A 17593-nucleotide genomic window follows, 5' to 3' on the forward strand; every position below is an offset into this window, starting at 1 on the left:
GCCGGATGGCGCTTACGCTTATCCGGCCTGGAAAATACCTACTTCGCTTTTGCTTTCGCCATCATGGCGCGGATATTGGCTATGCTGGCCTGCCCTTTCTGCATCCGCTCCTCGGCCGTTACCACTTTACGCTCCTGCTCCCAGATAAGATCGTCCTGCGGCAGTTCCAGCAAAAAGCGGCTTGGTTCCGGGCGCACCAGTTCGCCGTACTGACGACGCTCTTTGCACAGCGTGAAGATCAGCTCTTTCTGCGCGCGGGTGATCCCCACATAGGCCAGACGGCGCTCCTCATCGATATTGTCTTCGTCAATGCTGCTCTGGTGCGGCAGGAATCCTTCTTCCATCCCCACCATAAACACGTACGGGAACTCCAGCCCTTTCGAGGCATGCAGCGTCATGAGCTGTACCTGATCCAACTCTTCTTCACTTTCACCACGCTCCATCATGTCGCGTAGCGTAAAGCGCGTCACCACCTGGGTGAGCGTCATGGGTTCGTCAAGTTCGTTACCTTCAAGCATTTCGGTCATCCAGCTAAACAGCTGGTTGACGTTCTTCATGCGCATTTCCGCCGCTTTTGGGCTCGGCGAGGTCTCATACAACCAGGATTCGTAATCAATACCGTGGATGAGATCGCGCACGGCGGCAATCGGCTCACGCTCCGCCAGACGCTGAATTTCCCCCAGCCAATGGGTAAAGCGGGTCAGTGAATCATAGCCGCGCCCGGTCAGCGTCTGGTTCAGCCCCACATCAAAACTGGCGGTAAACAGACTCTTGTTGCGCGCCATCGCCCATTCGCCCAGCTTTTGCAGCGTGGCCGGGCCGATTTCTCGTTTTGGCGTATTCACAATCCGCAGGAAAGCGCTGTCATCATCCGGGTTGGTCAGTACGCGCAGATAGGCCAGCAGGTCTTTAATCTCCGGGCGGGAGAAGAACGACGTGCCGCCAGAAATTTTGTAGGGAATACGGTTCTGCATAAGGAATTTTTCAAACACCCGCGACTGGTGGTTCCCGCGATACAGAATGGCGTAATCCTTGTATTCAGTCTTATTCACAAAGTGATGGGCAATCAGCTCGCCGGTAACGCGTTCGGCCTCGTGTTCTTCATTGTTCGCGCTCAGCACCTTGAGTTCCGCGCCATAGCCCAGTTCAGAAAAGAGGCGTTTTTCAAAGACGTGAGGGTTATTGGCAATCAGGATATTCGCCGCTTTCAGAATGCGCCCGGAGGAACGATAGTTCTGCTCCAGCTTGATCACCTGTAGCGCCGGGAAATCCTTACTCAACAACACCAGGTTTTGCGGACGCGCGCCGCGCCAGGAGTAGATCGACTGGTCATCATCACCCACCACCGTAAAGCGCGCGCGACTTCCCACCAGCAGCTTCACCAGTTCATACTGACTGGTGTTGGTATCCTGGTATTCATCCACCAGCAGATAGCGAATCCTGTTCTGCCAGCGCTCACGCACCTCTTCATTACGCTGTAGCAGCAGCGTCGGCAATAGAATCAGGTCGTCAAAATCGAGCACATTGCAGGCCTTCAGATGCGCATCGTACAGACCATAACAGTGAGCGAAGATGCGGTCGCGTTCCCCTTTTGCGCTTGCCGCCGCCTGAGTGGGCGTCATCAGATCGTTTTTCCAGTTAGAGATCGTCGAGATCAGCTGTTGCAAGATAACTTTGTCATCTTCAATCAGACCGTCAGTTAGCTCTTTCAGCAATGCGACCTGATCGGTATCGTCAAACAGCGAAAAGTTCGATTTCATCCCCAACGCCGCATATTCACGTTTGATGATATCCAGCCCCAACGTATGGAAAGTGGAGATCATCAGCCCGCGCGCCTCTTTACGCCCCAGCGTTTGCCCGACACGCTCTTTCATTTCACGTGCCGCTTTATTGGTAAAGGTCACTGCCGCAATATGGCGCGCCTGATAGCCGCAACCACGAATCAGATGGGCGATTTTATTGGTAATAACGCGAGTCTTACCAGAACCCGCGCCCGCCAGCACCAGGCAGGGGCCGGTGACGAATTCGACAGCGTGTTGTTGGCCGGGGTTTAAACGCATGGGAATATTGCTCAATCTTCGAACGGGGGAAGGATTGTAGCAGAAAGCAGGGCCGAGGGAGTAACAGGCTGCCCTTTCAGACAGCCTGGAAAGCGTTAATCAGGTGGTGCTGGCGGCAAGCGGCGTATAGCCGTTGCGTTTTGCGCTCAGGACCCAGCTGTACGATCCCATAATCGCAATCGCCGTTAGCAGGACATACTCCAGCGACATCGCATAGACGCCCTGTACCGCGTAAATCACCACGCTAATGACGTCGATAAGCACCCACAGCAGCCAGTTTTCCACATATTTGCGAGTCATCAGCACCATCGCCGCAATTGACAGCACCAGCATGGTGGAATCCCAGAACGGGAACGCGTCTGGCTGTAGCTCTGGCATCGCCACCTGAACTCCTACCGTTTGCAGCATCCCGAGCATAATATGGGTCAGCATGGCGAACACCGGGTCGATAAACCGCGTCATCAGCAGGATGGCGACAATACACACACCGCTCAGCACCAGCGTTTGCTGGCGGGAGAGCCAGCGCACCTTCAGCACCGCCTCTTGCGCCTCATTCTGACGGCTCCACGCATACCAGCCATAGATATTGGCGGCAAAGAAGAACACCTGAAGCAGCAGGCTGGCATATAGCTGAATCTGGAAAAAGATCGCGGCAAACAGGGTGACGTTAATCAGACCAAACAGGTAATTGATGATTTTTTCCCGGCTGGCGCACCAGATGCACAATAAACCAAAGACCGTGCCGATAGCCTCAATCCACGACAGCGCATACCCGCCTTCGCCGAGAGGAATGTTGACCATCACGTTATTAATACTGAAAAAGTCCATCACTGCTCTCCTTGCTGGCTATCGAAATAAATGGCCTGTAGCGCCAGGGAAATCTGACGTTCTTCACCCCGCAGACACAGCGTTTCCTGTTGAACATAATCATTAATACTGCTGTCCAGACAGCCGTTGTGGGCAACGACCACGTTCAGCAACGACGCCGTACGCAGCCCACGTAATGCGCCGACCACCATCAGCGCCGCCGTTTCCATATCCGCCCCGAGAATGCCGCGCGCTGACCATTCCGCATCCAGTTCAGCTTCACGATCGGTATAAAAGCTGTCGTGGCTGCGCACCAGCCCGCAAATCGCAGGAATGTTCATCTGCTTCGCCTGCTGGATCAACGTGGCGATAAGCTGCGGGTCTGCGCAGGCCGGATAGCAGGCTGGCGCGTAGGTTTTGCTGGTGCCGTCATCGGCGACCGCACCGTTGGCGATAATCAGATCACCCAGCGCCAGCGTATCCTGCAATGCCCCACAGCTACCGATGCGAATCAGCGTGTCTACACCAATCTGCCGTAACTCTTCAATGGCAATGGCCGTTGATGGCCCGCCGATTCCCGTCGACAGCACCAGAATCTCAATCCCTTTATATGTGCCGCGCGCCGCCCGAAACTCCCGGTTTTGCCCCAGTATCTCAGGGTTATCAAGAAAGTGGGCGATCCTGTCCACCCGCTCAGGATCGCCGGGCAATAGCGCATACCGCGCACCGGTCATGCTATTGCTTAATCGAATATGGGGTTGCATCTTCTGTCTCCTTACTGTGCTGAGGGACTCAGATCTCCGCCTCCTGTTTCAGTTTTTCAGGGGCTAATAAGACGATCCGCTCACCGTCGGTATCAATAATTTTCAGCGATTTCAGATCGTGCAAAATACGGTTGATACTGCGCGTCGTCGCCGCAAATTCCTGACTGAGATTTTGTTTATCCAGCAAAATCGTGGTCGATTCATCATGTTGATATCGCTGCCATAATGCCTGGCAAACCCGTTGATACAGCGAGTACAAATTGTCGCTGCTGGCCTTTTTCGACAACTGATAATATTGCTGGCTGAAAAAGCGCAGCATCCGCTGGTTAAAATGGTTATCCAGCGCCAGCCAGCGATGAAAATCCGCCTGCGGCAGGCTTAACAACTGAACGCTACCAACCGCCATCACCGAACAGATGTAATGCCGCGACTCAAAAATCTCCAGCTCGCCCAGCATGTCGCCTTTGCGGTAATGTGCCTGCCGATAACGGCGCCCGTCTTCAGCTTCGTAAAAGACATCCACCTCACCGGAAACAATCAGCGAGAATTGCCGACAAATGTCGCCCTGACGGCAAATCAGCGCTCCGCGAGGTATTTCCTCAACGCGCCAGCGCTGCATGATGTCCAGCGGGCAATATTTGAGCAGCTCATACAGCTGCGGATCGCGTACGATTTGGGTTAGCCCTGTCAGCCAGTCGCCTGAAAATTCTGCGTTTTTCATTGAGCTCATGTTATCTCTCTCCTGAGATGGAAAGACAGGACGGCTGTCCTGTTGCAGAGGGAATATGTCTGATAAAAGTGTCGTTCATCTCCCGGTTCATTAAACCCGGCGGGACATCTGTCCTGCGATGGCGAAGAGTATATGTCCGACGCCCTAAGGAATGATAAAGTGGCGGGCAACCTTTGAGACATGAGAGCGAAATAATGGCGAAAACCGCAGCAGCACTGCATATCCTGGTAAAAGAAGAGAAGCTGGCGCTGGATCTTCTGGAACAAATCAAGAATGGCGCCGACTTTGGCAAACTGGCGAAAAAGCACTCTATCTGCCCGTCAGGCAAAAGAGGCGGTGACTTAGGTGAGTTTCGTCAGGGCCAGATGGTTCCGGCGTTCGACAAAGTGGTCTTCTCCTGCCCGGTGCTGGAACCAACCGGCCCACTGCACACTCAGTTCGGATACCACATCATTAAGGTGCTGTATCGCAACTAATAAAAAGCCCGGTGAGTATAAACACCGGGCTTTTTTGCCGGATGGCGCTAACGCTTACCCGGCCTACGAAATAATGGCTTTTTGTAGGTCGGGTAAGCGTTAGCGCCACCCGACAACCTGTTTAACCAGCTACCGCAATGCGTTTCATATCCGTCATATAGCCACGCAGTTTCTGGCCAACCTTCTCAATAGCGTGGCCACGAATCGCTTCGTTCACATCACGCAGCTGTGCGTTGTCAACCGCGCCTTCAGCAATCGCTTTACCCAGATCGCCCGGTTGAATTTCAGTCATGAACGCTTTCAGCAACGGTACGCAAGCGTAAGAGAACAGGTAGTTGCCGTACTCGGCGGTATCAGAGATAACCACGTTCATTTCATACAGACGCTTACGGGCGATGGTGTTGGCGATCAGCGGCAGTTCGTGCAGTGACTCATAGTACGCAGACTCTTCGATGATGCCGGAATCCACCATGGTTTCGAATGCCAGCTCAACGCCCGCTTTCACCATCGCGATCATCAGAACGCCTTTATCGAAGTACTCCTGCTCACCGATTTTACCTTCATACTGCGGCGCGGTTTCGAATGCGGTTTTACCGGTCTCTTCGCGCCAGGTCAGCAGTTTCTTATCGTCGTTCGCCCAGTCCGCCATCATACCGGAGGAGAATTCACCGGAGATGATGTCGTCCATGTGTTTCTGGAACAGCGGCGCCATGATGGTTTTCAGCTGTTCAGACAGCGCATAAGCACGCAGTTTTGCCGGATTGGACAGACGATCCATCATCAGCGTAATGCCGCCCTGCTTCAGCGCTTCGGTGATAGTTTCCCAGCCGTACTGAATCAGTTTTTCCGCGTATGCCGGGTCGGTACCTTCTTCCACCAGCTTATCGAAGCACAGCAGAGAACCCGCTTGCAGCATACCGCACAGGATGGTCTGCTCGCCCATCAGGTCAGATTTCACTTCCGCCACGAAGGAGGACTCCAGCACGCCCGCACGATGACCGCCAGTTGCCGCCGCCCATGCTTTGGCAATCGCCATCCCTTCGCCTTTCGGATCGTTTTCCGGGTGAACGGCGATCAGCGTCGGTACACCGAAACCACGTTTGTACTCTTCACGGACTTCAGTACCCGGGCACTTCGGCGCCACCATCACCACGGTGATATCTTTGCGGATCTGCTCGCCCACTTCCACGATGTTGAAACCGTGGGAGTAACCCAGCGCCGCGCCGTCTTTCATCAGAGGTTGTACGGAACGCACCACGTCGGAGTGCTGTTTGTCCGGCGTCAGGTTAACCACCAGATCAGCCTGCGGGATCAGCTCTTCGTAAGTCCCCACTTTGAAGCCGTTTTCGGTCGCTTTACGCCAGGAAGCACGTTTCTCGGCAATCGCCTCTTTACGCAGGGCGTAGGCGATATCCAGACCGGAGTCACGCATGTTCAGGCCCTGGTTCAGCCCCTGAGCGCCACAGCCGACGATGACCACTTTTTTACCCTGAAGGTAGCTCGCGCCATCGGCAAATTCATCGCGGCCCATAAAGCGACATTTACCCAGTTGCGCCAACTGCTGGCGCAGATTCAGTGTATTAAAGTAGTTAGCCATATCTGTAACTCCGTGATGTTGTGTCGTGCTTATTGTTCGGTTCGCTTGCCGTGTCTGTGCAAGAGAGAATGAACTCACTATATGACAGGAAATTTATTGCGGAAATTGATATATTCACAACATCACATTGCAATTTCTGCAACGTAGACATCGGGAGTAAAGCCAGTGGATTTACGCGATCTGAAAACCTTCCTGCATCTGGCGGAAAGTCGCCATTTTGGCCGCAGCGCGCGGGCAATGCACGTTAGCCCTTCCACGCTCTCCCGGCAGATTCAACGCCTCGAAGAGGATCTCGGTCAGCCGCTGTTCATTCGCGATAACCGTACCGTTACGCTCACCGAAGCGGGAGAAGAGCTGCGAACGTTCGCCCAGCAAACGCTGTTGCAGTATCAGCAGTTACGCCACACCATCGACCAACAAGGCCCGTCGCTGTCGGGCGAGCTGCATATCTTCTGCTCGGTCACTGCCGCTTATAGCCATCTGCCGCCCATTCTTGACCGTTTCCGGGCGGAGCATCCCTCTGTGGAAATCAAACTCACCACCGGCGATGCCGCCGATGCGATGGAAAAAGTGGTGACGGGCGAGGCGGATCTGGCGATTGCTGGTAAACCGGAAACCCTGCCCGGCGCGGTCGCGTTTTCAATGCTGGAGAATCTGGCGGTGGTGCTGATAGCTCCCGCATTGCCTTGCCCGGTGCGAAATCAGGTCTCAGTGGATAAACCCGACTGGTCAACGGTGCCGTTTATCATGGCCGATCAAGGCCCGGTGCGTCGCCGTATTGAGCTGTGGTTCCGCCGTCAGAAAATCAGCAATCCGTCGATATACGCAACGGTCGGTGGACATGAAGCGATGGTGTCGATGGTCGCGCTCGGCTGCGGCGTGGCACTGCTGCCGGAAGTGGTATTGGAAAATAGCCCTGAACCCGTGCGTAACCGCGTGATGATCCTGGAGCGCAGCGACGAGAAAACGCCGTTTGAGCTGGGCGTTTGCGCACAAAAAAAGCGGCTGCATGAGCCGCTTATTGATGCGTTCTGGAACATTCTGCCCAACCACTAGCCGGATGGCGGCGCAAGCGCCTTATCCGGCCTACGGCTCAAAAGAACGTAGACCTGATAAGCGCAGCGCCATCAGGCATTTTCCCGAACACCCTAACCCGCAAGGAAAAAGCGGAACGCCGGGTTGTGGGTTTCGTTGTGGCACTCGTAGCCCAGCTCATTCAGCCGGGTTTCGAAATCTGGCTCGTTTTCGCCCAGTTCGAACGCCGCCAGCACACGACCATAGTCGGTACCGTGGCTGCGATAGTGGAACAGCGAAATATTCCAGTGCGTTCCCAGCGTGTGCAGAAACTTCAGCAGCGCGCCGGGTGACTCTGGAAATTCGAAACTGTACAGACGTTCCTGCAACGGTTTCGATGGGCGTCCGCCAACCATATAGCGCACATGCAGTTTCGCCATTTCGTCGTCGGAGAGATCCACCACGCTGTAGCCGCCTTCATGCAGCAGCGCGAGAATCTCTTTGCGCTCTTCCAGTCCACGGCTCAGACGAACGCCGACAAAAATGCAGGCATCTTGAGCGTCGGCAAAACGGTAGTTAAATTCAGTAACGGAACGACCGCCCAGCAGCTGACAAAACTTCAGGAAGCTGCCTTTCTCTTCCGGGATAGTCACCGCCAGCAGCGCTTCGCGCTGTTCACCCAGCTCGCAGCGTTCAGACACATAGCGCAGACCATGAAAGTTCACATTCGCGCCAGAAAGCACATGCGCCAGGCGTTCGCCGCGAATATTGTGTTGGGCGATGTATTTTTTCATCCCCGCCAGCGCCAGCGCACCGGAAGGTTCCGCCACCGCACGCACATCCTCGAACAGATCTTTCATCGCTGCGCAAATCGCATCGCTATCGACGGTGATAATGTCGTCGAGATATTCCTGGCACAGACGGAAGGTTTCATCGCCGATACGTTTAACCGCCACGCCTTCGGCAAACAGTCCCACACGCGGGAGATCCACCGGATGACCGGCATCCAGCGCCGCTTTCAGGCAGGCCGAATCTTCCGCTTCAACGGCGATCACTTTGATTTGCGGCATCAGCTGTTTGATGAGCACCGCTACGCCTGCCGCCAGTCCACCGCCGCCAACCGGCACGAATACGCGGTCGAGATGCGCATCCTGCTGGAGCAGTTCCAGCGCCAGCGTGCCCTGCCCGGCAATCACCATCGGATGATCGAACGGCGGAACCCAGGTAAAGCCCTGCTGTTGCGCCAGCTCGATAGCTTTTGCTTTCGCTTCATCAAAGTTCGCGCCGTGCAGCAGCACTTCCCCGCCAAACCCGCGCACCGCGTCCACTTTGATATCGGCGGTCGCCAGCGGCATCACAATCAATGCTTTCACACCCAAACGCGCGGAGGAGAACGCCACGCCCTGAGCATGGTTACCCGCCGATGCGGTGATAACGCCGTGGGCTTTTTGTTCTTCGGTGAGCCCCGCCATCATCGCGTAGGCTCCGCGCAGCTTGAAGCTGTGTACAGGCTGCCTGTCTTCACGCTTCACGAGAATAACGTTGTCGAGGCGCGAAGAGAGTTTTTCCATTTTTTGCAGCGGCGTCACCTGCGCTGCTTCATATACCGGCGCGCGGAGTACCGCACGCAGGTACTCCGCCCCTTCCGGGGCGGCTGACAGGGGTTGCGACTCGGCCATCATCAACCTCCCAGCTTCGATTTATCGCGTACCGCGCCTTTATCGGCGCTGGTCGCCAGGCTGGCATAAGCACGCAGCGCAAAGGAGACCGGACGCTGACGATCTTTCGGCGTCCAGGCTTTATCACCACGGGCTTCCTGCGCTTCGCGACGCGCGGCGATTTCCGCATCGCTCAGTTGCAGTTGAATACCACGGTTTGGAATATCAATAGCAATCATGTCGCCATCTTCAATGATGGCGATATTACCGCCGCTGGCCGCTTCCGGTGAGACGTGACCGATAGAGAGGCCAGACGTGCCGCCGGAGAAACGGCCATCGGTGATCAGCGCACAGGCTTTACCCAGCCCCATCGATTTCAGGAAGGTAGTCGGGTAGAGCATTTCCTGCATACCAGGACCACCCTTCGGCCCTTCGTAGCGAATAACCACCACATCACCGGCAACCACCTTACCGCCGAGGATCGCCTCAACCGCATCGTCCTGGCTTTCATAGACTTTCGCCGGGCCGGTAAATTTCAGGATGCTGTCATCCACGCCTGCGGTTTTTACGATACAGCCGTTTTCAGCAAAGTTACCGTAGAGCACCGCCAGACCGCCATCTTTGCTGTAGGCATGTTCCAGCGAGCGAATGCAGCCTTCGGCGCGGTCGGTATCCAGCGAATCCCAGCGGCAATCCTGCGAGAACGCCTGCGTCGTGCGGATACCCGCCGGGCCTGCACGGAACATCTGTTTTACCGCTTCATTCTGGCTGATCATAACATCGTACTGCTCCAGCGTTTGCGGCAGCGTCAGACCCAGCACGTTTTTTACATCGCGATTCATCAGCCCGGCGCGATCCAGCTCGCCCAGAATACCCAGCACGCCGCCTGCACGGTGGACGTCTTCCATGTGGTATTTCTGCGTACTTGGCGCGACTTTACACAACTGTGGAACCTTGCGGGAAAGCTTGTCGATATCGCTCATAGTGAAGTCGATTTCCGCTTCCTGCGCCGCCGCCAGCAGGTGTAAAACGGTGTTGGTCGAACCGCCCATGGCGATATCCAGCGTCATGGCGTTTTCAAACGCCGCTTTACTGGCGATATTACGCGGCAGTGCGGAAGCGTCATCCTGCTCGTAGTAACGTTTAGTCAGCTCAACAATGCGCTTACCGGCATTGAGGAACAGCTGCTTGCGATCGGCGTGGGTTGCCAGCAACGAGCCGTTGCCCGGCTGCGACAGGCCCAGCGCTTCCGTCAGGCAGTTCATTGAGTTAGCGGTGAACATCCCGGAACACGACCCACAGGTCGGGCAAGCGGAGCGTTCGACCTGATTGCTCTGATCGTCAGAAACTTTCGGGTCCGCACCCTGAATCATCGCATCAACCAGATCGAGCTTGATGATCTGATCGGAAAGTTTGGTTTTCCCGGCTTCCATCGGGCCGCCGGAGACAAAAATTACCGGAATGTTCAGGCGCAGCGAGGCCATCAGCATCCCTGGGGTGATTTTGTCGCAGTTGGAAATACAGACCATCGCATCCGCACAGTGGGCGTTCACCATGTACTCCACCGAGTCGGCGATCAGTTCGCGAGACGGCAGTGAATACAGCATGCCCCCGTGACCCATAGCGATGCCATCATCCACGGCAATGGTGTTGAACTCTTTGGCGACGCCGCCAGCGGCTTCAATCTGTTCGGCGACCAGCTTACCGAGATCGCGCAGATGAACGTGACCCGGCACAAATTGGGTGAATGAGTTCACGACGGCGATGATCGGTTTGCCAAAATCGGCATCGGTCATCCCGGTGGCGCGCCACAGCGCGCGGGCACCCGCCATATTGCGACCATGTGTGGTTGTGGCGGAACGATACTTAGGCATGCGTAATTTACTCCCAGTGTCTGTCTGTTAAATGGGACGGTGCGTGCCGTCCCATTTATTTTTAATTTATGGATTTACCTGATCCAACCAGCCCCATTTATCTTCGGTTTCACCGGTGAAGAGGCCAAAGAATGCTTGCTGAATACGTTTGGTGACCGGACCGCAGCGGCCTTCGCCTACCTGGATACCGTCCACGCTGCGAACCGGTGTGATCTCTGCCGCAGTACCGGACATAAACACTTCGTCCGCCAGATACAGAGATTCGCGAGACAGCACCTGCTCACGCACTTCGATATCCAGCTCTTTCGCCAGCTTAATGATCGCATCACGGGTAATACCTGGCAGCGCGGAGGAGGTAAACGGCGGGGTAAACAACACGCCATCTTTCACTTCAAACAGGTTTTCGCCTGCGCCTTCGGAAATATAACCATTCACATCCAACGCGATACCTTCCTGGTAGCCATGACGACGCGCTTCACTCCCTACCAGCAGTGAAGAAAGGTAGTTACCGCCCGCTTTTGCCGCTGTCGGAATGGTGTTTGGCGCTGCGCGGTTCCAGGAAGAAACCATCGCATCGATCCCCTGATCCAGCGCTTCTGCGCCCAGGTATGCGCCCCATGGGAACGCCGCGATGATGACGTCAGTGCTGTATCCCGGAGGCGGGTTAACGCCCATCCCCACATCGCCCACAAACACCAGCGGACGAATATACGCGCTGGTCAGGTTGTTTTTACGGATAACGTCGCGGCAGGCTTCCATCAGCTCATCAACGCTCTGGGAGACGGGAAAACGATAGATTTTGGCTGAATCATGCAAACGCTGCATGTGTTCACAATGGCGGAACACCACTGGACCTTTGTGAGAGTCGTAGCAACGGATCCCTTCAAACACGGAAGTACCGTAGTGCAGTGCGTGGGACATCACATGAACCTTCGCATCTTCCCAACGAATCATCTCACCATTGAACCAGATGTAATCAGCTTTTTTCGTCGTCATTTTTCTTCCTTTTGCGCTCAGGCGCGGATTTGTTGTGATGTGGTTGTGCTCTGGCAGATAGCAACATGTGCAACATCTACCAGTTTACTTAACTGACTAAACAGTAAGTCGACCGACCGGGGGCTGGCAACGGTCAATTCGATATTTATATTTTGCGCATCGGTGGCGGCTTCCATATTCATGGAGCACACCTGAAAACCACGGTGGCGAACCACGCGTAAAACACGTTCTAACGTTTCCGGGTTGAAACGAGCTGCCACATTGACCTGATGTTGCATCATGATAATTTCTCCAGCATTTCTGAGTTACTGGCGCCAGGCGGCACCAGGGGCCAGACATTCTCAAGTTCGTCGATTGAGACATGAAGCAGGTATGGCCCATCACTGTTCAGCATGGTGTCGAGCGCCGCTTCAACCTGGTCTTTACGGGTGATGTGTTGGCCAGGAATGCCGAAGGCGCTGGCTAACATGAGGAAATCGGGGTTATCGGTAAGGGTGGTTTCGCTATATCGTTCCTGGAAAAACAGTTGTTGCCATTGTCGAACCATGCCTAACCGCTGGTTATCGAGTAAGACAATCTTCAACGGCAACTGCTTGCGTTTTACGGTGCCCAACTCTTGTACATTCATCATGAAAGAGCCGTCACCGGAGATACAGATAACGGTATCATTCGGCCTCGCAACCTGCGCGCCAACCGCCGCAGGCAGGCCAAAACCCATCGTACCTAAGCCGCTGGAGGTGATGAAATTCTCCGGGCGCGAGTACGTCATATGCTGCGCAGACCACATCTGATGCTGGCCCACATCCGTCGTCACCACGCTGTCTGCGGGTTTACGTTCCGACAGCTGTTTTAACAGCAGCGGCGCATAGATGGCTTCACCGGGATGATCGTAACGCCAGGCGTGCTCAGTACGCAGTTCAGCATTGTGCTGGCGCCAGGCGTCAATATTTAACGGTTGCTGTAACGCGGGCAATAATGCGTTCAGATCGCCCTGCAACGCGACATGCGCCTGACGCAGTTTGTTCATTTCCGCCGGATCGATATCCATGTGGATCACGCTGGCGTTCGGCGCAAAGGTATTCAGCTTGCCCGTCACCCGGTCATCAAAACGTGCCCCTACGGCAATCAGCAGATCGCACTCCTGCACCGCAAAGTTTGCCGCTTTAGTGCCATGCATCCCCAACATACCGAGATAATACGGATAGTCGGCATCCACCGCGCCCAGGCCTTTTAACGTGCAGGTCACCGGCATTTGCGTCGCAGCGATAAATGCGCGCAGCGCGGGTACGGCCTGCGCCATGCCTACGCCGCCGCCCACGTACAGCATCGGTTTTTGCGCCTGCGCCATCATCCGACGCGCCTGCTCAACATCCGCGTGCGGGAAAGCCGTTTCATTTTCAACGGTGGTGAAATACGGCTCCAGTGAACCATTGGCTAACTGGATATCTTTGGGGATATCAACCAGAACAGGGCCAGGACGACCCGAGTTCGCAACCCGGAAAGCCTCAGCCATGATGCGCGGCAGCTCTTCCAGCGATTGCACGAGGAAGCTGTGCTTCGTACATGCCAACGACAGCCCCAGCACATCAACCTCCTGAAAAGCGTCCGTTCCGATGAACGGAGCGGAAACCTGACCCGTGATGGCCACAACCGGCACGGAATCTAACAGTGCGTCAGCCAGACCGGTGATCAAATTGGTAGCGCCAGGGCCGGACGTGGCGATACAGACGCCCGTTTTGCCCGTTGAACGCGCATAGCCAATTGCCGCCATCGCCGCACCCTGCTCGTGACGACACAACAGATGTTCCACGCCGCCGTCATACAACGCATCGTAAACCGGCATAATTGCGCCACCGGGATAACCAAAAACGGTTTCAACGCCCTGTGCTCGCAAAGCATGTACCACCCACTGTGCCCCATTCATAGCTACATCCCCGCCGTAAATCTGGAGAAACAGAATTTTATGCTATTAGTCATTGTCTGCTCCTCGTTTATGTTTTTAAGGTCAAAAAAAACCCCCGGACCTTTCGGTGCGGGGGTCTTAGTTCGTTAAGGCTTGATTTCTAAGCCTTTCCTCGTCCAAGTGCAGCCCCGCACGGTGGGATAATAATCACCACCACGCTAATCACGACCAGGCTAATCACTCGTAGAAGGGCTGTCATTTTTGTCTATTCTTGCATCTTGTTCGAAGGAATGCCTAAAGAGTTACCATAGCTTTCGCCAATAGCACAAGATATTTTTATTTTCATTTTTCTGACGCAGCTAACGGTTTAGCAAAAAATCATTGTTTTTTATACAAAAAACAGGAAATGAAAAATTTTCACTTTTTGCTTCATAAACAACAGCAACCCCCATCTTTTTTTCGCATCTGTGATTTTTTGCGAGCACGCTTCCGAACAGCAAAGCATATTTTGAAAAGGCGATAAAATTACCGGAATACGCGCCGAAAGTTAACGATCGTGCAGGATATTCCTGGTTTTTAATGCAGCATAATTCTCTCAACGGGAGGAATTATGTCACTGTCGATTGTTCACACACGCGCCGCACTTGGCGTTAATGCGCCCCCAATAACCATCGAGGTGCATATCAGTAATGGCCTGCCGGGTTTAACAATGGTTGGGCTACCTGAAACGACGGTAAAGGAGGCCCGGGATCGGGTTCGCAGCGCAATCATCAATAGCGGGTATGAATTTCCGGCGAAGAAAATCACCATTAATCTGGCCCCGGCAGATTTACCCAAAGAGGGCGGAAGATATGATTTACCTATCGCAATTGCGCTTCTGGCGGCGTCAGAGCAAGTTACAACAAATAAGCTTAATGAATATGAACTGGTGGGCGAACTGGCCCTTACAGGTGCGTTACGTGGCGTTCCAGGCGCGATATCCAGTGCAACCGAGGCAATTCGGGCAGGCAGACATATCATTGTTGCAAAAGAGAATACAACAGAAGTTGGGCTAATCAGCGGAGAGGGATGCCTGATTGCAGATCATCTGCAAACGGTATGCGCATTTCTGGAAGGGAAACGGGATCTTGAGAAACCAGTCTCTACCGATTCTGACACCTGTTTACTGCATGACGATCTCAGTGATGTTATCGGTCAGGAACAGGGGAAACGAGGCCTGGAAATCACGGCCGCAGGAGGGCACAACCTGCTGCTGATAGGCCCGCCAGGTACGGGAAAAACCATGCTGGCCAGCCGCATTAATGGGCTACTGCCATCATTAAGCGACAAAGAAGCGCTGGAAAGCGCGGCGATTCTCAGCCTGGTGAACGCCGATACGGTACAAAGGCAGTGGAAACGACGTCCTTTCCGCTCGCCTCATCACAGCGCGTCATTAACGGCAATGGTGGGGGGAGGTTCAATACCCGCGCCAGGAGAAATATCGCTGGCGCACAACGGTATTTTGTTTCTGGATGAACTGCCTGAGTTTGAACGACGCACGCTGGATGCGCTACGTGAACCTATTGAGTCTGGTCAGATACACCTTTCGCGCACCCGGGCAAAGATCACCTATCCTGCGCGCTTCCAACTGATTGCAGCAATGAATCCCAGCCCGACCGGTCACTATCAGGGGAACCATAATCGCTGTAGCCCGGAACAGACGTTGCGCTACCTCAGCCGTTTATCCGGCCCCTTTCTCGATCGATTCGATCTCTCGCTCGAAATTCCCCTGCCACCGCCCGGTATACTCAGCCAGGCAGCGGTGAAAGGCGAGGACAGCGCTACAGTGAAAGTACGGGTGATATCCGCACGGAAACGCCAGTACGAACGACAGGGGAAGCTAAACGCCCATCTGGACAGCCAGGGTATACGAAAGTACTGCTCTCTACACAGTGATGATGCGCACTGGCTGGAGGAGACGCTGATACATCTGGGATTGTCTATACGAGCCTGGCAGCGCTTACTGAAGGTTGCCCGTACCATTGCCGATCTGGAACAAACGGAGAATATTACGCGCCTGCATTTGCAGGAGGCTGTGGGCTATCGGGCAATAGACAGACTACTGATTCATTTACAAAAACTACTGACGTAAAAAAAGGGCATTTCGCCCTTTTTTTATTAATCGTCAGATTCGGTGTAGTCTTCCGCACCTTCCATCTGCGGTTTACCGCCAGACAGAGTGTGGAAACGTTTTGGACGCTTAATACGCGTCATATATTTAGACCAGACGCGTTCTGCTTCTGTCACCGGCTCACGTTCGCCACGGCATACCGCGACAAACAGTCTCTCTTCTTCGGTTACTGGCTCACGTTTCCCCAGATCCAGCTCATTGAAGGCATAACCATGACGTTCAAGCAGTTGTGCCTCTTTGATGGTGAAATCACCATGACGAGAGAATCCGCGTGGATAATATTTGTTGTCGAAATATCGATTAGTCGTCGTAAAGCTTTCCGCCATCCTGCACGCTCCTAATTCTTTGGCCGAGCTATTTATGGCGCGGAGTATTAGTTACGCTTGACAGAGTGTAAAACAAAAGATTTAAATCATTACGACAAATAATTTTGTGGAGAGCGTTGTGGATACGGAATTGTTAAAAACTTTCCTGGAAGTTAGCCGGACACGCCACTTTGGACGAGCGGCAGAAGCGCTCTACCTGACCCAATCGGCGGTCAGTTTTCGGATAAGACAACTGGAAAATCAGCTTGGTGTGAACCTGTTCACCCGGCACAGAAACAATATCCGCTTAACCGCAGCAGGTGAGAAGCTACTACCCTATGCAGAAACGCTGATGAATACGTGGCAGGCGGCACGTAAGGAAGTGGCGCATACATCGCGGCATAATGAGTTTTCTATCGGTGCCAGCGCTTCTCTGTGGGAGTGCATGCTCAATGGCTGGCTGGCACGCTTATATCAGTCTCTGGAGCCGCAAGCCAGTCTGCAATTTGAAGCCAGGATCGCTCAACGCCAGTCGTTAGTAAAGCAACTCCATGAACGCCAGCTTGATCTGCTCATTACCACCGAAGCACCAAAAATGGATGAGTTTAGCAGCCAATTGCTGGGACATTTCACACTCGCATTGTATTGCAGCAGCCCATCACAGATGAAAGATGAATTAAATTATCTGCGTCTTGAGTGGGGGCCTGATTTTCAACAGCATGAAGTGGGTTTGATTGCGAGCGATGAGGTTCCCGTTCTTACCACCAGTTCAGCTGAACTGGCGAGACAGCAACTGTCTGCTCTTAATGGATGCAGTTGGCTTCCAGTTGGCTGGGCCAAAGAAAAAGGCGGGCTTCATACCGTTGCCGACAGCGCTACGCTTTCACGCCCGTTATATGCAATATGGCTACAAAATAGCGATAAACATACGTTGATCCGCGATCTGTTAAAAACAAACGTCCTGGAAGATTAAAGGGACAGCAATGGCAAGGATGCCGGGAAAGGAGTTGAATGGATATGCCGGGGGCCGTTTTTCAGGCAAAAAAAATCCTTAGCAAATGCTAAGGATAATTTTCTGGCAGGGGCGGAGAGACTCGAACTCCCAACACCCGGTTTTGGAGACCGGTGCTCTACCAATTGAACTACGCCCCTAATTAGGGTGGCGGAACGGACGGGACTCGAACCCGCGACCCCCTGCGTGACAGGCAGGTATTCTAACCAACTGAACTACCGCTCCAC

17 protein-coding genes and 2 tRNA genes are annotated in these 17593 nt (G+C 54.1%); 4 read left to right on the forward strand and 15 right to left on the reverse strand.

The genetic code is table 11. From position 1 onward, the window contains the following. Positions 1 to 38 precede the first annotated feature (38 nt). The 4 genes from rep to OGV79_RS04255 form a co-directional block, all read right to left on the reverse strand. Entirely contained in the window at positions 39 to 2060 is a 2022-nt protein-coding gene (gene rep / locus OGV79_RS04240) for a DNA helicase Rep (RefSeq protein WP_200076307.1), read from the reverse strand. Between the two features lie 99 nt (positions 2061 to 2159). Continuing rightward, positions 2160 to 2888, reverse strand: coding sequence for a nicotinamide riboside transporter PnuC (gene pnuC, locus OGV79_RS04245; RefSeq protein WP_200076308.1), 729 nt, complete (start codon positions 2886 to 2888; stop codon positions 2160 to 2162). Next, the gene (locus OGV79_RS04250; protein WP_047460034.1) at positions 2888 to 3631 is read right to left on the reverse strand and encodes a nucleoside phosphorylase; all 744 of its coding nucleotides are present in this window, start codon (positions 3629 to 3631) and stop codon (positions 2888 to 2890) included. Before OGV79_RS04250 ends, pnuC begins: the two co-directional genes overlap by 1 nt. A 28-nt stretch (positions 3632 to 3659) precedes the next feature. Next, positions 3660 to 4361, reverse strand: a complete 702-nt coding sequence (locus tag OGV79_RS04255; protein ID WP_024130094.1) for a Crp/Fnr family transcriptional regulator — start codon at positions 4359 to 4361, stop codon at positions 3660 to 3662. Positions 4362 to 4555: 194 nt separating this feature from the next. Between OGV79_RS04255 and ppiC the strand changes: the two genes are divergently transcribed. Then, positions 4556 to 4837 (forward strand): peptidylprolyl isomerase PpiC, encoded by a 282-nt coding sequence (gene ppiC / locus OGV79_RS04260; protein ID WP_001140251.1) that lies wholly within the window; start codon positions 4556 to 4558, stop codon positions 4835 to 4837. Positions 4838 to 4958: 121 nt separating this feature from the next. On the opposite strand, the gene ilvC is transcribed toward ppiC, so the two are convergent. Beyond that, a complete protein-coding gene (gene ilvC / locus OGV79_RS04265) occupies positions 4959 to 6434 on the reverse strand; it encodes a ketol-acid reductoisomerase (RefSeq protein WP_012131124.1) in 1476 nt (491 codons plus the stop codon). 165 nt (positions 6435 to 6599) lie between these two features. Between ilvC and ilvY the strand changes: the two genes are divergently transcribed. Beyond that, positions 6600 to 7490 carry an HTH-type transcriptional activator IlvY gene (gene ilvY, locus OGV79_RS04270; RefSeq protein ID WP_024130093.1) on the forward strand — a complete coding sequence of 297 codons (891 nt, stop codon included), beginning with the start codon at positions 6600 to 6602 and terminating at the stop codon, positions 7488 to 7490. Positions 7491 to 7582: 92 nt separating this feature from the next. Here the strand turns inward: ilvY and ilvA are convergent, their stop codons facing one another. The 7 genes from ilvA to ilvL form a co-directional block, all read right to left on the reverse strand. Continuing rightward, positions 7583 to 9127 (reverse strand): threonine ammonia-lyase, biosynthetic, encoded by a 1545-nt coding sequence (ilvA, locus tag OGV79_RS04275; RefSeq protein WP_275376327.1) that lies wholly within the window; start codon positions 9125 to 9127, stop codon positions 7583 to 7585. Positions 9128 to 9129: 2 nt separating this feature from the next. Next, the gene (gene ilvD, locus OGV79_RS04280; protein ID WP_153259166.1) at positions 9130 to 10980 is read right to left on the reverse strand and encodes a dihydroxy-acid dehydratase; all 1851 of its coding nucleotides are present in this window, start codon (positions 10978 to 10980) and stop codon (positions 9130 to 9132) included. A gap of 66 nt (positions 10981 to 11046) precedes the next feature. Then, on the reverse strand, positions 11047 to 11976 hold the full coding sequence (gene ilvE, locus OGV79_RS04285; RefSeq protein WP_286467763.1) for a branched-chain-amino-acid transaminase: 930 nt from the start codon (positions 11974 to 11976) through the stop codon (positions 11047 to 11049). Positions 11977 to 11993: 17 nt separating this feature from the next. Next, positions 11994 to 12257 carry an acetolactate synthase 2 small subunit gene (ilvM, locus tag OGV79_RS04290; RefSeq protein WP_012131119.1) on the reverse strand — a complete coding sequence of 88 codons (264 nt, stop codon included), beginning with the start codon at positions 12255 to 12257 and terminating at the stop codon, positions 11994 to 11996. Continuing rightward, entirely contained in the window at positions 12254 to 13900 is a 1647-nt protein-coding gene (gene ilvG / locus OGV79_RS04295) for an acetolactate synthase 2 catalytic subunit (protein WP_047460048.1), read from the reverse strand. Before ilvG ends, ilvM begins: the two co-directional genes overlap by 4 nt. Before the next feature lie 2 nt (positions 13901 to 13902). Next, positions 13903 to 13953 (reverse strand): peptide IlvX, encoded by a 51-nt coding sequence (ilvX, locus tag OGV79_RS21630; RefSeq protein ID WP_202401504.1) that lies wholly within the window; start codon positions 13951 to 13953, stop codon positions 13903 to 13905. An 86-nt stretch (positions 13954 to 14039) separates the two neighbouring features. Then, positions 14040 to 14138: an ilv operon leader peptide gene (gene ilvL, locus OGV79_RS04300; protein WP_001311244.1), complete on the reverse strand. Its 99-nt coding sequence runs from the start codon at positions 14136 to 14138 to the stop codon at positions 14040 to 14042. 351 nt (positions 14139 to 14489) lie between these two features. Here ilvL and OGV79_RS04305 point away from each other — a divergent pair, with 351 nt between their 5' ends. Continuing rightward, positions 14490 to 16010: a YifB family Mg chelatase-like AAA ATPase gene (locus tag OGV79_RS04305; RefSeq protein WP_286467768.1), complete on the forward strand. Its 1521-nt coding sequence runs from the start codon at positions 14490 to 14492 to the stop codon at positions 16008 to 16010. Between the two features lie 26 nt (positions 16011 to 16036). Here the strand turns inward: OGV79_RS04305 and maoP are convergent, their stop codons facing one another. Further along, positions 16037 to 16375, reverse strand: a complete 339-nt coding sequence (maoP, locus tag OGV79_RS04310) for a macrodomain Ori organization protein MaoP (RefSeq protein WP_012131115.1) — start codon at positions 16373 to 16375, stop codon at positions 16037 to 16039. Positions 16376 to 16481: 106 nt separating this feature from the next. Here maoP and hdfR point away from each other — a divergent pair, with 106 nt between their 5' ends. Further along, complete coding sequence (gene hdfR, locus OGV79_RS04315; protein ID WP_012131114.1) at positions 16482 to 17327, forward strand: HTH-type transcriptional regulator HdfR; 846 nt, start codon at positions 16482 to 16484, stop codon at positions 17325 to 17327. 103 nt (positions 17328 to 17430) lie between these two features. Here hdfR and OGV79_RS04320 read toward each other — a convergent pair. Both OGV79_RS04320 and OGV79_RS04325 read right to left on the reverse strand, forming a co-directional pair. Continuing rightward, positions 17431 to 17506, reverse strand: a tRNA-Trp gene (locus tag OGV79_RS04320). 8 nt (positions 17507 to 17514) lie between these two features. Next, positions 17515 to 17591: transfer RNA gene (locus OGV79_RS04325), tRNA-Asp, on the reverse strand. Positions 17592 to 17593: the final 2 nt, after the last annotated feature.

Origin of the sequence: Citrobacter sp. CK185, assembly GCF_030333565.1 — a bacterium.
In the GTDB taxonomy this organism is placed as follows: domain Bacteria; phylum Pseudomonadota; class Gammaproteobacteria; order Enterobacterales; family Enterobacteriaceae; genus Citrobacter_B; species Citrobacter_B koseri.

Bases quoted from the DNA above. Each gene is read 5' to 3' on its own strand.
- rep (WP_200076307.1), bottom strand. From the start codon at position 2,060: ATGCGTTTAAACCCCGGCCAACAACACGCTGTCGAATTCGTCACCGGC.
- pnuC (WP_200076308.1), bottom strand. From the start codon at position 2,888: ATGGACTTTTTCAGTATTAATAACGTGATGGTCAACATTCCTCTCGGC.
- OGV79_RS04250 (WP_047460034.1), bottom strand. From the start codon at position 3,631: ATGCAACCCCATATTCGATTAAGCAATAGCATGACCGGTGCGCGGTAT.
- OGV79_RS04255 (WP_024130094.1), bottom strand. From the start codon at position 4,361: ATGAGCTCAATGAAAAACGCAGAATTTTCAGGCGACTGGCTGACAGGG.
- ppiC (WP_001140251.1), top strand. From the start codon at position 4,556: ATGGCGAAAACCGCAGCAGCACTGCATATCCTGGTAAAAGAAGAGAAG.
- ilvC (WP_012131124.1), bottom strand. From the start codon at position 6,434: ATGGCTAACTACTTTAATACACTGAATCTGCGCCAGCAGTTGGCGCAA.
- ilvA (WP_275376327.1), bottom strand. From the start codon at position 9,127: ATGGCCGAGTCGCAACCCCTGTCAGCCGCCCCGGAAGGGGCGGAGTAC.
- ilvD (WP_153259166.1), bottom strand. From the start codon at position 10,980: ATGCCTAAGTATCGTTCCGCCACAACCACACATGGTCGCAATATGGCG.
- ilvE (WP_286467763.1), bottom strand. From the start codon at position 11,976: ATGACGACGAAAAAAGCTGATTACATCTGGTTCAATGGTGAGATGATT.
- ilvM (WP_012131119.1), bottom strand. From the start codon at position 12,257: ATGATGCAACATCAGGTCAATGTGGCAGCTCGTTTCAACCCGGAAACG.
- ilvG (WP_047460048.1), bottom strand. From the start codon at position 13,900: ATGAATGGGGCACAGTGGGTGGTACATGCTTTGCGAGCACAGGGCGTT.
- ilvL (WP_001311244.1), bottom strand. From the start codon at position 14,138: ATGACAGCCCTTCTACGAGTGATTAGCCTGGTCGTGATTAGCGTGGTG.
- OGV79_RS04305 (WP_286467768.1), top strand. From the start codon at position 14,490: ATGTCACTGTCGATTGTTCACACACGCGCCGCACTTGGCGTTAATGCG.
- maoP (WP_012131115.1), bottom strand. From the start codon at position 16,375: ATGGCGGAAAGCTTTACGACGACTAATCGATATTTCGACAACAAATAT.